Origin of the sequence: Hymenobacter negativus, from assembly GCF_016056375.1 — a bacterium.
GTDB lineage: Bacteria > Bacteroidota > Bacteroidia > Cytophagales > Hymenobacteraceae > Hymenobacter > Hymenobacter negativus_A.
This window is the reverse complement of the sequence record NZ_JAEDAE010000004.1, coordinates 169,105-183,016: the sequence shown is the minus strand read 5'-3', so window position 1 is coordinate 183,016 and position 13,912 is coordinate 169,105. Positions and strand designations below refer to the sequence as shown.

The 13,912-nt window shown below is 63.9% G+C and carries 5 protein-coding genes; 1 reads left to right on the top strand and 4 read right to left on the bottom strand.

Going from position 1 to position 13,912, the window contains the following annotated elements; translation table 11 throughout:
• The first annotated feature begins 17 nt into the window (after positions 1 to 17).
• Positions 18 to 923, top strand: coding sequence for an L-serine ammonia-lyase, iron-sulfur-dependent, subunit alpha (gene sdaAA / locus I7X13_RS11385; protein ID WP_198069373.1), 906 nt, complete (start codon positions 18 to 20; stop codon positions 921 to 923).
• 81 nt (positions 924 to 1,004) lie between these two features.
• On the opposite strand, the gene I7X13_RS11380 is transcribed toward sdaAA, so the two are convergent.
• The 4 genes from I7X13_RS11380 to I7X13_RS11365 all read right to left on the bottom strand — a co-directional run bounded on the left by I7X13_RS11380 (position 1,005) and on the right by I7X13_RS11365 (position 13,871).
• Positions 1,005 to 9,362, bottom strand: coding sequence for an Ig-like domain-containing protein (locus I7X13_RS11380; RefSeq protein ID WP_198075585.1), 8,358 nt, complete (start codon positions 9,360 to 9,362; stop codon positions 1,005 to 1,007).
• A 309-nt stretch (positions 9,363 to 9,671) separates the two neighbouring features.
• Positions 9,672 to 10,730 (bottom strand): hypothetical protein, encoded by a 1,059-nt coding sequence (locus tag I7X13_RS11375; RefSeq protein ID WP_198075584.1) that lies wholly within the window; start codon positions 10,728 to 10,730, stop codon positions 9,672 to 9,674.
• 66 nt (positions 10,731 to 10,796) lie between these two features.
• Entirely contained in the window at positions 10,797 to 12,188 is a 1,392-nt protein-coding gene (locus tag I7X13_RS11370) for a LutB/LldF family L-lactate oxidation iron-sulfur protein (RefSeq protein ID WP_198075583.1), read from the bottom strand.
• A gap of 6 nt (positions 12,189 to 12,194) precedes the next feature.
• The gene (locus tag I7X13_RS11365; RefSeq protein WP_198075582.1) at positions 12,195 to 13,871 is read right to left on the bottom strand and encodes a M28 family peptidase; all 1,677 of its coding nucleotides are present in this window, start codon (positions 13,869 to 13,871) and stop codon (positions 12,195 to 12,197) included.
• Positions 13,872 to 13,912: the final 41 nt, after the last annotated feature.

The following is a 13,912-nucleotide window of genomic DNA, read 5'->3' as shown; positions in this document are numbered from 1 at the left end:
CCTCAATCCCACCCACTATGTCTTTGCTCTTCACCGATTTTGCTTCCTGGCAAGCCCACTGCGCCGAAACCGGCGAACCGCTTTATCAACCCGTCCTCGCCTACGAAATCGAGCAGAAGGGCCGCACCGAAGACGAAATCTGGGCCGGCCTGCAGCGGGCCTACGACGTGATGCGCGACGCCGTGCACGAGGGCCTCACCGGCAACATGACTTCCCGCTCAGGCATGATAAACAACGGGGCCAAGAAAATTGCCGCCTCGCCCGTTACCGTCCTGTCGCCCGAGTTCAAGCAGCTTGTTACCCGCGCTTTAGGCGCTAAGGAAGTGAATTCCTGCATGGGCCGGGTGGTGGCCGCGCCCACGGCCGGGGCCTCGGGCATTTTGCCCGGCGTGCTCGTCACGTTGCAGGATTTACACAAGCTCGACGACCGGAAAATTCTGGAAGGCCTGCTGGTGGCGGCCGGCATTGCCCTCATCATTGAGCAAAATGCTTCGCTGGCTGGGGCCGTGGGCGGCTGCCAGGCCGAAACCGGTTCGGCCGCCGCCATGGGCAGCGGGGCCATTGTGTACTGCCTGGGCGGGCCCGTGGAGCAGGTATTTGCGGCAGTGGCCGTCACCATCCAGTGCATGCTCGGGCTGGTGTGCGACCCCGTGGCCGGCCTCGTGGAAGTGCCCTGCGTGGTGCGCAACGCCTCGGCCTCGGCTATTGCCTTCTCCTCGGCCCAGATTGCCATTGCCGGCATCGACCCGGTGATTCCCGTTGACCAGTGCGTGGCAGCCCTAGGCGAGGTGGGCCAGGCCATGGAAACCCGCTACAAGGAAACCGCCCTCGGCGGCCTGGCCGCCACCAAGCGTGGCAAGGAAATCGAGAAAATGGTGTTGGTGCAGGACGTGAATATTCTGCCCGACGAAGCCGACGAATAAGCCGGTAAAGCTTTCCAATAACGCACAAAAAAGCCCCGCCGGCAATGCCAGCGGGGCTTTTCAATGGGGGCCTAACGGCGACTACTCGCGCACCAGGCGGCGGGTTTCCACGCCGTCAGCATTGCGCAGACGCAGCAGGTACACGCCCGTGGCCACATCCTTCAGGTTGAGGGTGTGGGTGGCGGTACCGGCGTTGGCCGGCAGTAGCTCGCTGATGATAACCCGGCCCAATGCGTCAAGCACAGTGAGCTGGGTGGCGAGGCGGTAACCGGTCAGCTCCAGGGTCATCTGGCCCGTGGGCGTGGGGTTGGGGTACACCTGCAGGCTGGCGCCGGCAATGCCGCTCTTCGCCGACGTGATAACCAGCGGAGCCGACGGCAGCGAAGTGCAGCCGTTGGCATTGGTCACCACCACCGTGTAGGAGCCGTACTGCGCGGGCAAGCCGTTCACCACGTAGGTCTGGCCCGTGGCGCCGGTGATGAGGTTGCCGTTGAGGTACCACTGGTTGCCGGTCGTGGCGCTGGAAGTCAGCGTCGTCGTGGTGCCGTTGTACACCACGCTGATGGTTGGCGTGGCCGGACGCGGGTTCACCGTGAAGGTGGCCGTGGCCGTGGCGGCGGCGCAACCGCCGGCAGCGGCTACCGTGTTGGTCACGGTGTAGGTACCAGCCGTGGAGGTAGCCAGGTTAATAGCACCCGTGGTGGCGTTAATCACCAGGCCCGTGGTCGAGGAGAACGTGCCGGCCGTAGCGCCAGTGCCCAGCGTGGGCGTCACAGCGGTGGTCGAACCTGCGCAGCCCGCCGTGGTGGCGTAGCTGAACGAAGCCGTCGGAGCCGCCGTGATGGTCACCGTGGTGGTAGCCGTGGCAGCGGCGCACCCGCCGCTGGCGGCGATGGTATTGGTCACGGTGTAGGTGCCGGGCGTTGAGGAGCTGAGCGTAATCACGCCCGTGGTGGCGTTAATGGTCAGGCCCGTAGTCGAGCTGAACACGCCACCGCTGGCACCCGTGCCAAAGCTGGGCGTAGGATTGGTCGTGCCGCTCACGCAGTAGGTAGCAGGGGTACCGTAGCTGAACGTTGCCAACGAAGCGGTGGTAATCGTCACCGACTGGGTGCTGCTGCTGCCGCAGGCGCCGGCCACCGTGTAGGTCACGGTGTAGGTGCCGGGCGTCGAGGCGCTCAGGTTAATGGCACCGGTCGTGGCGTTGAGGCTCAGGCCCGTGGTCGAACTGAACGTGCCGCCAGCCGTGCCCGTCACCGTGGGCGTGGGGTTGGTACCGCTGGCGCAGAACGTGCCCGTGCTGTAAGCAAACGTGGCCGAAGTAGCCGGCGTGATGGTTACCGTGGTCGTCGCCGAAACAGCGGCGCAGGCACCACTGGCGGCCACCGTGTTGGTCACGGTGTAGGTGCCGGCCGTAGACGAAGCCAGGGTGATAACGCCGGTGGTGGCGTTAATGGTCAGGCCCGAAGTCGAAGAGAACGTACCGGCCGTGGCGCCGCTGCCCAGCGTGGGCGAAACGGTGCTGGTCGAACCAGCGCAGTACGTGGTAGCTGCCGGGTAGCTGAAGCTGGCCACCGGAGCCCGGCTGATGCTCAGTGCGAAGGTAGCCGTAGCAGCGGGGCAGGGCGTCGAGCCGGCCGAAGTCAGCGTGATGGTTACCGAACCAGCCGTTACATCAGCGGCCGAAGGCGTGTAAGTGGCAGTCAGCGTAGTGGCATTGGGCGAGAACGTGCCCGTGCCGCTGCTGGTGTAGGTGCCGCCCGTGGCCGAGCCGCCCACCGAGCCCGCCAGTGCCACCGCCGAGGTGCCGCAGCTGCTGCCTGTAGCCGCCGCGAAGCTGGCCGTAGCCGGCTGCGTCACGTTCACCTGAATGGCCGTGCGGGTTGCACCGGCGCACTCGCTGGTAAAGGTCAGGTTGAAGAAGCTGTTGTAGGTCGTGTTCGAGAAGCTGGTCGAAGTAGCCGCAGTGTAAGAGCCCCGCACCGTGAGCGGCCCCGATGTGAGCGGGTAGGTGCCGGTGTAGGTGCTGAAGCGGCCCAGCGTGCCCGAAGAATTCGAAATGCGGTATTCACCGGCGGCCAGGGCGTAGTTCAGCGGCACCGTAACGCGGGTGCCCACCTGGGCGGCCGTTACGTTAATGGTCACATCCGAACCGGCCACGGCCGTTGTCGTACCGGCCGGCTGGCTACCGGTGGTGCGATAGAGGGTAATGGTCAGAGAGCCGGCGGCGCTTGGGTACACATCAACCGAAGCCAGCGTGCCGGCCTGCGATACCGCGAAGCCCAGCGGATAATCCGTGAGCGTGGACTGCACGAACGTGCCGTTGCTGGCCGAGTTGTCGGCCAGGCCCGCTACGCTGCTGCTGCTGATGTAGGCTTCTGCGTAGTACGTGGTGCTGGCGGTGAGGGCCGGCGTGGTGTAGCTGCCGGGCGTAGTGGTGGTCAGAGCCGTGCCGCCGGTGGCCACGTCGAAGAAACGCACCTGGTTGCCGGCCGTAGCCGTAGCCGTGAGCGTGGCCGTGCTGCCCGAGCAGATAGCTACGGGCGTATTGGTCGAAGCCACCAGCGGGTTGGTTACCGTGATGGTGCTCACGTTGGAAGTGGCTACGGCCGTGCCGCAACGCACCTGGGCGCGGTAGTAGGTGGTGCTGGTAAGCACCGGCGTGGTATAGGCCGCGCTGGTGGCACCGGTCACGTCGGTGAAGGTCACGTTATCCGAGCTGCTCTGGTACTGGATGTTACCGTTGGCAGCACCGGTCAGGCTCAGGGCGGCCGTGCCGCTCACGCAGAGGCTGCTGCTGGCCGGGCTCAGCGTACCGGCCACCGGGGCCACTACCGTGCGGGTCGGGGCCGGGGCCAGGGCGTCGTTGGCGGTGTTGCCGTCGCCCGTCACCGTGGCCGAAATGGCGAAGGTGTAGGTGCCTACGGCTGCCATGTTCAGCGTCGGGGTCAGGGTCACGTTCTGGGTAGCGCCGACGGCCAAGGTGCCCGTCGTGATGCTGCCGTTCAGGGTTTGCGGGCCCGTGGGCGTGGTTACGGTAGCCGTTACGGTGGCCGGGTTCACGCTGAAGTCAAGGGCTTGGGCGCCCAGGTTGCTCACTGCTACCGTCACGGTTTCGGTGCTGCTGTAGCAGCCCTGCGTGGCGGTTGGGGCAACCAGGGCCGTGGCGGCCAGGTCGACGTTGGGCAGCACGCGCACCTGCACGTTGTCGAGCCCGATGTCGTAGCTGCCGAAGTCGCCAGTGGCCCGGAAACGGATAACACTGGTGGCCGAGGTGGCCGTCAGGTCCACGGTTTTCGTGCTGAAGGTACTCGAAGTTGCCACGCTTAGCAGCGGAGTGCTGGTGAAGGTGGTGCCGCCATCGGTCGAGAGCAGCACTTCCAGCTTGCTGCCGGCGGTCGACACGTTCACGTAGTCGAACGTCAGGCGCTTGGTGCCGGTGGCGCTCAGGTCCACGTAGTAGTCAAGCGTACCCATCACGCCCGATGCGGTGTAGTAGCTATGGAAGCGGGCCGCGTGGGCGCTGCCCTGGCTGCCGGCGGGGCTGAAGCTCCCCGAAGTGGCCGAGGTCCAGTTAGCGCTGGCGCCGTCGTCGTCGCGCCGCCACGAGTTGTTGCCCGTGGTAGGCGTGTTCAGCCAGCTCGCGGAGGGCACCTCGCGGGTGTCGCAGCGGCTCAGCCAGGTGTTCTCGAAGCCCTCGGTGGCGGGCAGCGTAGCGTAAGTAGGCGGCGCGCATGCCGTGCGGAAGGTGCCCGTAGCGCTGGGCGAAGTAGCGCCCGTGCAGTTGGTCGTCACCGTTACGGTATAGGTCGTGCTGGCCGTGAGGCCGGTCAGTGCCACCGGCGAGCCGGTGGGGTTGGGCGTCACGGTGGTGGCGGTGCCGCCAGCCGGCGTGTAGGTTACCGTGTAGCTGTTGGCACCCGTGGGGGCAGTGAAGGTGATGCTGGCCGTGGTGGGCGTGATGCCAGTAAAGGCCAGATTGCTTACAGCCTGACAGGCCGGGGGCGTAAATTCATAGGCTCCGATGTCGGGCGTGGTGCCGCGCGTAGCGCCCGTGTAGTCCACGGTCACGCCCGTAATCGGGGTAGCCGCCCCATTCAGGAAGGCAGAGGTAGGCGTCAGGTTGTAGGGCACGGTGGCCGTTTGCGTAAACTGCGGGTCTGCGCTCACCGAGTTGGCTTCCTGGCCGGTGGCGGTTTGCCAGGCGGCCAGGGTGGCGTAGTCCGTCGAGTTCAGGCGGCCAATCTGCGCCGAGCCGGTAGCGCCCACGGTTACGTACAGGTCGTTGTAGTTCAGGGTGCTGCCCGTCACGCTGCTGCCGTATTCGTAGTGCGCGTACAGCGGCGTGGTGCTGGTGCCGCCCGTGCCGCCGATGATGGCGAAGATGTTGTTGCGCACATCGATGTTGGTCGATACCGACGTCACGCTGGGGTTGCCGTTGGCAAACGCGGCCGAACCGGCCGTGCCGCTGGCAGCGCTCAGGGCCCCGCTCAGGTACACGGTGTTGTACACAATCTGGTCGCTGTAGCCGCCGCTCAGGTTGATGCCCACCGTGTTCCAGGTAGCACTGGTCGTCGTCGAGGTGATGGCGTACACCAGGTTGTTGACGATACGAACGGCGCTGGGGTTAGCCGCCGTCGACAGGTTGGTATTCTGCGAATTGATGGCCCACACCTTATAGGTGCTCGTGCCGGTGTAGGAGATGTTGTGCACCGCGTTGCGGCTCAACACGGCATTCTTGCTGTCGACCAGGTAGATGCCGTAGATGTTGTTGGCGTTGGCACTGCTTACGTTCTGTACCTCGTTGCCGGTGATGGACGGGGCTATGGCGTTCGAAATCAGCATGCCCCAGGTGCCGATGTTGGCCGTGGCCGAAGCCGTGGCTGGCCCCACCACGTTGTTGCTCACTACCAAATTGTCCATGCCGCCCGCCGAAGTTGTAGCCGAGCCGAAGGCATAGATGCCGTAGTAGCTGCCCTGCACCGTGTTATTGGTCACGGTGATGTTGTCGTTGTCGGGGCCGTTACCTACGTAAATGCCGAAGGTGGCCGCCGTATTGCTGCCGCCCACCACGTTGGTATTGCGCAGCGTGATAAACTGGTTGCCCGGCCCAGTGGTGGCCGTGCTGATGAGGCCAATGCCATAAGCGCCCGCCGTGGTGCTGGTGCTGGTCACGGTGAGGTTGCGGGTGGTGCCGCCGGCCACGTTCGAGCCATCTACGGTGATGTAGCGGGCGTTGAGGAAAGCCAGGACCGAACTGGCGGCGGTAATGGCCGACGTTACGCCGGTGCCAGGCCGGATGGTGAGCGTGTTGGTGGCGCTGGCCTCGAGGTTGTTGCCGAACACAATGGGGAACGTTTCACCTGTCGAGTACGTGGCATCGAGCAGCACAAAATTGACCGCGCCGCTCAAGCCGCTGTTGTTGTAAGCCGTGGCAGCCGCCGTCAGGGTGGCAAACTCTTTGGCCGGATTTAGCGACGAGCCCACCGTGGCCGTCACGTAGTACGTGCCGCTCAGGATGCTCAGAATCTGGTACGAAGCGGGCGTGGCCGGAGCCGCGGTGAAGGTGCCGCCCGCCGGGTTCGACGACACGTTGCCCGGTACGTCCTGCGCCACCACGTAGTACTGCACTACGTCGCCGGCGGCTAGGCCGCCCAACGCCGTCGCGCTGATGGTGAAGGTGTAGCTGCTGCCGCTGCTGCTCGTGGCCAGCGCCGAGGTGAAGGCTCCGCTCGTGCCCTTGCGGTAAAAAATGCGCGGCGGCGCGCTGGTCGAAATCCCGCTGGGGTCGGTGATGGTGGCCGTCAGCGTGCGGTCGCCGGTGCTGCTGGTGTTGCCCAGCGCCGTAAAGGTGATGCTCGGGCCCGTCAGGTCCTGCGGAGTGAATGCGCCTTCGTCGGCCCCAATGTCGGGCGTGCTGGCGTTGCGTGTGTCGCCGTCGAAGTCGGTCGTGATGCCGCTGACGGGGGTGCCCCCGCCCTCTACTTGCGTTGCCACGGCCGGGTTGACGTGTAGGAACGTAGCAGCCGTGCCCGTCGTGCTCAGGAAGGGCACGTCCTCGGTCACGGCCTGCTGGTCGCGATTGCCCATAAACGCTTTGTAGGCGGCCAGGGTCTGCTGGGCATTGGTGGCCGTGGTGGTGCCCTCCACGTAAATCAGGTTCGTAGCCGAAGGCGTGCCGGCATATAAGGCGTTGTTGTTCGAGGTGGTGGCGTAGTTAGCCGGTGCCGTGCCCGCCGTGCCGCTCACCCGGCGCAGGGCCGCGGTGTAGCCGCCCGTGCCCACCGCCGTGCTCTTGTTCACCACAATGTTGTTGCGGGCATCCAGCGTGGTCGAGGTTGAGCCCAGGTAAATGCCCGAGGTGCCGAACGTGGCCCCTGTGCTGCTGGCCGCCAGGTAGAAGGTGTTGTAATAGGTATTGGCCGTGGTGCCGCTGTTGATGAACAGGCCCACCACCGCGTTCAGGTTGGTCGAAGCAGTGGCACGCAGGTCGCCCACTAGGTTATTGTACAGCGTAGTGGTCGTGCCGCCCGTTTCGTACACGCCGTACACCACGCCGGCCGCGTCGCTGTTGGCCAGGTTGTAGATTTTGTTGGTGTAGATGTTGGGGCTCACCGCCGCCGTATACAGGCCGTACACGGTGCTGCTCGCGCCCGAGGCCGTGAGGGCACTGATGGTGTTGCCGTAGGTGTTGCCGCCCTGCAGCGAGCTGCCCAGGTACAGGCCATATACCGAAGCCGCCGCGCTCAGGCCCGTCACCACGTTGGTGTTGACGGTGGAAGTGGCGGTGCCGTAGGCGATATACAGGCCGTACACGGCGCTGGTGCCGCCGGTGATGTTGCTCACCGTGTTGCCGGTCAGGATGCTGGTTTGTGACGACGACGTGTTCACGAACGTGCCGTAGAAGTTGGTGGCTCCGCTCAGCGTAATGTTCGACATCGTATTGCCCGAAATCGTCTGCGTGGCCGTGGGCGAGCTGTTGTTGTAGTAGCCGTACACGGTACCGCCCGCGCCCGATTTCGTGAAGCTGCCGAACGTGTTGTTCTGCATGGCTACGGTGCCCGTGTTGCTGATGCTGTTTTGCAGGAAATACACCGAACCCGTGGTGGCCAGCGCCGCCGTGCTGCTGAACTGATTGCCGTTCACGGCCATCGCCGTGCTGGTGGTGCCGCTGTTATACACCGCGTCATACTCGCCCGAGCCAGTCAGGGTGTTGTTGGTGATGACGTTGTTGTTGATGTTCAGCGTGGGAGCCGAAGCCGTGTTGCGCAGCGCCATGAACGTGCCCGACGTAGAGGTCGATGCGTTGCCGCTGATGGTGTTGCCGTTCAGGTTCACTACGGCCGCCGTGGCCGTGTTCTGAATGCCGTAGAACGCGCCAGTGGTGGAAGTGGCATAAGTGCTGTTCTGAATGGTGTTGCCGGTGATATTCACCGTATTGCTGGCCGCCGTGCTGCCAATACTGTTGTCGATGCCAATAACACTGCTGGTGGTAGCGCCCCCGGCCAGGGTCACGGTGTTGTTGGTGATGTCGATGTTCGACGACGTGCCCGTGTTGCCGTAAATGCCCCGCAGGGTAGACGTACCGGCCGTGCCGCCGTTGCTATTCACCGTGTTGTTGGCGATTTTGGCGCCGTTCTGGATATTGACGCCAATGCCCCAGCCCGAAGTAGCCACCCCGCCGAAATTGGTCACGGTGTTGCCCGCCGTCACCCCAATCTCGTTGCCGAGGTCGTAGTTGGCGGCGGCGGTCGAGGTGCTGCCCGTCAGGTACATGCCGCTCACGGCATTGCTCACGGTGTTGCCGTTAATCTTGTTGTAGGAGTTGGCCCCGCTGGGAGCCGTGGCCGCTACCGAAGTCGCCAAAGCCGCTGTGGAAGCCGCACCGTAGATGCCGAAGGTGCCAGTGTTGGCCTTGTTCAGCGTGATTACGCAGTTGCGAATGACGTTGTACTGGCAGCCATCAGTGGCCGAAGGCCGGAACAGCGCAATGCCAAACTCCATCTGCGTAGTGGCTGTGGTGTTGGCGGCGCTCTCGGCCAGGCTGATGCCGTCAAACGTCACGTAGTCGGAGCCCGACAGGCTGATGATGGCATCGAGGTTGGTGGTGGTGCCCACGCCGGCCGTGATGAGCGGGTTGGCCCCGCTGCCCGACTTCAGGAAGGCAATGGGGTTGGCCGCCGTGCCCGTGGCCGTGATGGCGCCGGCCGTGGGGCTGGCAAACGTTTCGGTGTAGCCCGCCGCGATGTTGAACGTGACGCCGCCCGCGCCCACGCCGCCGGCGTTCAGGGCCGAGATGGCGGCCGCCACCGTGGCGTAGTCGCCCGGAATGGCCTTAGTGCCGGTGAGCTGGGCGCGCGCCGAGGTAGCGCTTAGCAGCGCCAATACCGCCACCGTCAGCCACCGGCTCAGCCGGTTAGCGAGAAAAGGTTTGTGCATAAAAGTTGGGAAATAGATGGGGGAAAAAGAGGTTGGAGATGGTAAAAAAGGGGGAGTAATAGCAGAAAATGAAACTTGTTATATTTCATTTTCGAACAAGTGCGTAAATTAAGAACAATTTTGGGATGCTTCAATAAGCGGCTTGTGGTATTCGACGGACGAGCTTCGTTAAATACCAAAAAAGCCTTGCAGCATGTGCTGCAAGGCTTTTGGCAAAGGTGAAAAATCGGTGAACGGCGTTTGCGGTTTCCGCCCGCTACGCCCGGCCGGCAACGTCGGCACACCGCGCCACGAGCCGCCGAAACGCATTTAGCCAGCGCTTTTTACCCCCGGGGCCATGGTGAGCCGGGCCAGGAAATTAAGGGCTGTGGTGTAGCGGCTGCGCAGCTCGCAGTAGCGCCGCCAAGCATCGGCCCGGTCTTCGCAAACCTTCAGGCCGTGTTCGGCCAGCTCCTGGCAGGCCTGGTCAAAACCGACCCGGCCGGGAGCCGATTCCCCCTCGTCGGCCAGCAGGGTGGTTGGCTCGGCTCCGGCTTTGGTGTCAAAAAACCGGTACACCCGGTTCAAAGCCAGGCAGCCGGCCTTGAAGGTAATCTGGGCCTGGCGCGGCTGAGGGCCGTCTACGGCGGCAAAGAGCAGCGCGGCCGTGTCCAGAATCAGCCCGCCCGCCGTCACCCAGGAGCGCCCCGGCTGCGGCGAGCGGAAGAACGAGAGGATAGGCAGCGAGGTGTGGCTTTCCTCAATCTCAACAAACCATTGCTCCCAGGCGGCCCATTGCTGGTCGTCGTTCTGCACCGAGCCGTCGTGGTTGAGCCACCGGAGCAGGCAGGCGGCGGTGGGCGGCGTGCCGGCCCGCAGCTCCAGCAGCGCCACCGTGGCCTCGCGCCGCGAAAACGCTTGGTAGATGGTGGGCAGGTAGGAGAGCAGCAGCGTGAGCAGCAGCAGCCCCAGCGTGGCTTCGGAGTAGGTCAGGATGCCTCCCACCACGCTAAAGTCGTCGATGGTGCCCAGGGTGAGCAACGAGCTGCCGCTCAGCTGGTAGCAGTGTAGCCAGCTGCCTTCGCTCACGGCCCAGTACATGGCTGTGTAGCCCACACTCACCAGCGCCTCCCAGCACACGGGCAGGGCCACCAGCGCCACCGGCGCGTAGTGCGCCATGATTTTGTCGCGCCGCTCGTAGGAATTGGCCAGCTTGGCGGCCAGGTCAAAAAGGACCCGGATGCCCATGAACACCCATACATTCAGGCGCACTACTTCGTTGCGGGGCAGTACAAACGACCGAATTGCTGCCGACAAAGTGCTAATAACTAACACCATGCCGCCCAGGCCGGTGATGATGCGTAAGGCCAGCAGCAGGTACGGGTGCATAGTCAGCGAAAAGCCCTGATACGGGCAATCGCGCCGAAAAGCTGAACGGCCAGCGTTTTGCTTGGTCTAATGTTGAGCCGCCCGCTCCCGCCACAACTCCCGGAACGACGGCCCGGCGATGTGCAGGCTCTCGCGGCGCTTGCTCCAGCCCACCTGGCCCAGCAGGCGGCCCAGGCTCCAGTCCTTCAGCTTCACGGGCAGCAAATCGAGCGCCCAGCGGTGCTGCATGCTCCACTTCCACAGGCCAATGGCGGCGCGCTCCTCGGTGGGTGTGTAGCCTTCCCGCACGCTTTGCTGGCGGTTGAGCAGCAGCAGGTTGTGCAACGGAATGCGTACCGGGCACACCGAGGTGCAGGCGCCGCACAGGCTGCTGGCGTAGCTCAGGTGCTTGTGCTCGGGCAGGCCGCTCAGGTGCGGGCTGATGACCGAGCCAATGGGGCCGGAATAAGTGGTTTCGTAGGTGTGACCGCCGATGTTCTTGTACACCGGGCACACGTTCAGGCAGGCCCCGCAGCGGATGCAGCGCAGGGCCGCGCGCTTGTCGGGCTGGGCCAGCAGGTTGGTGCGGCCGTTGTCGAGCAGAATCACCACCATTTCTTCCGGCCCATCTGCCTCGCCAGGCTGGCGCGGGCCGAAATACACCGTGTTGTACACCGTGACCTGCTGCCCGGTGCCGCTGGTGCTGAGCAAAGGCCAGAACAGGTCCAAATCCGTGAGCTGCGGAATGACTTTCTCGATGCCGACCACCGCAATGTGCAGCTTGGGGAAGGTGGCCGAGAGGCGGGCGTTGCCCTCGTTCTCGGTCACAGCTACAGCGCCTTCTTTGGCAATGAGGAAGTTGCCACCGGTCACGCCCACTTCAGCGGCGGTGTACTTGTTGCGCAGCAGGCGGCGGGCCGTAAGCACCAGCTCCTGCGCGTCGTCGGTGGGTTCAATGCCGAGGTGCTTCACGAAAATACTGGCGATGTCGGCCTTGCTCAGGTGCATGGCCGGCGTCACAATGTGGTAGGGCCGCTCGCCGTTCAGCTGCACGATGTACTCGCCCAGGTCCGTCTCCACCGATTCGATGCCCTGCGTGGCGAGGTACTTGTTGAGGTGAATTTCCTCGGTGGTCATGCTCTTGGCCTTCACCACGGTTTTGGTCTGGCGGGCCTTGGTCAGCTTCCCGATTTCGGCCAGCGCCTCGGCTGCGTCGCGCGCCCAAATCACGCGCCCGCCCCGCGCCGTGAAGGCGGCCTCGAATTGCAGCAGGTACTCGTCCAGCTTTTCCAGCACAGTGGCTTTCAGGTAGGCGCCGCGGTCGCGGGCCAACTCGTGCTGCTCGTAAAGCTTCATGCCGTTGCTCACGGCCGCGTCGTACTTGCCGATGTTGAAGCGAATTTTGCGGCGGTGTTCGCGGTCGAAGGCTTTGCGCTCGGCGTCGAGCTGAAACTGGCTGGCTTTGGTGGCGGTGGTCATGGCAAATCAGGGCTTGTTGGAGTCAACCACGATGCGCAGCTCGCGGTTGGCCAGCGCCCAGGCGGTGTGAAACACCAGCTGCGCGCGCTCCGCCAATTTATCGAATTCTATCTTTTCCACATCGTCTGTGGCCTTGTGGTAGTCGGCGTGCTCGCCGGTGGTGTAGAAGATTACCGGGATTTTGCGGCGCGCAAAGTTGTAGTGGTCCGAGCGGTAGTAAATGTGTTCCGGCTCGCCGGGAATGTTGAAATGGTAGTCCAACTCTAGGTGCGTATAGTCGCGGTTGGCCGCCTCGTTAATGGCGTGCAGCTCCGACGACAGCTTATCCGAACCCACGATGCACACAAAATGCCGCTTGGGGCTGTGCTTGCGGTCGGTGCGGCCCACCATGTCAATGTTGAGGTCGGCAATGGTGCTGGCCAGCGGGAAAACGGGGTGCGCCGTGTAGTATTCGGAACCGAAAAGCCCTTCTTCCTCCGCCGTCATCAGCACAAACAGAATGCTGCGGCGTGGGCCGTGCCCATCCTTCTTGGCCTGGGCAAATGCCTTCGCCAGCGCCAGTACTGCTACTGTGCCCGAGCCATCGTCATCGGCTCCGTTATAAATCGTGTCGTGCTTCACGCCCAAATGGTCGTAGTGGGCCGAAACCACCAGCACCTCGTCCTTCTTGTCCGAGCCTTCCAGAAAGCCTAACACATTCTCGGTGGTGAGCGGCTGCTGGTTTTGGGGCAAATAAATGGTAGCCATTGGTGGCTGAAACCCTGCCGGCACCGGCCGCCCGGCCCGGCCCAGCGCCCGCACATAGTCAATCAGCCCGTTCATGGAAGTGCCGGCCAGGGCCAGCCCCAGGTCCTGCGAGGTGAAATACACGCCGATGCCCGGCGGGATGTTCTCGGCCACCGTATCAATGATTTCCGGGCCGGGGTCGGGCAGCGAAAACGCTGGCTCGCGCAGCGATTCACCTAATTCAGAAGTCTGCTTCTGAAAAACCGTCGCCGGGGCAAACGTCATCAGGAAAATGCTGCGGGCGCCGTGGGCTTTGGCCAGCGCGGCCTTGCGCAGGCCAGAATCCCAGTAGTCGGCCTTGCGGCCCAGCGGCTTCAGCAGCTTGCGGCCGCGCTCGTCCTGCGGCTCGCCCATGAGGACTACCACGTCCTTGCCCTTCACATCGAGCCCCGCGTAGTCCGAATACGCGCCCTGCTCCACCCCAAACCCCGCAAACACCGGCTGCGACACCGTTTCGGTTGGAAACGGCGTCGGCATCGGCCCGTAGCTGAACCACTCGCTCAGGTAGTCGTAGCGTTGCGCACCGATTTTCAGAAAGCCGCCCGGCGCATACAGGCTGTGCGTCAGCTGGAAGTGCTGCAAATACGGGTTGTCGCTGCCCGCCACCGGCCCCTGCAGGCCCAGTTCCGCAAACTGTTTTTGCAAATATTCCGCCGCCAGCTTCTGGCCTGGCTGGCCCGCTTCGCGTCCCTGCATTGCATCTGATGCCACCACCATGAGGTGGGCCCGCAGGTCGGCGGGCTGAATGAGGGCGGCATAGGTCTGCGACAGGTCCGGTGCGGCCGGGGTAGCGGGTGCGCCCTTTGTTTTTACCTTGATTTTGGTGGGCGCGGTCTGGGCGGCAGCGGGTAGGGCGCCGGCCAGTAGCAGGGCTGCCAGCGCGTAAGTTTTCAGCATGAAGGAAGGGAGGACTGAGGAGGGGATGCAATAAAAAACGT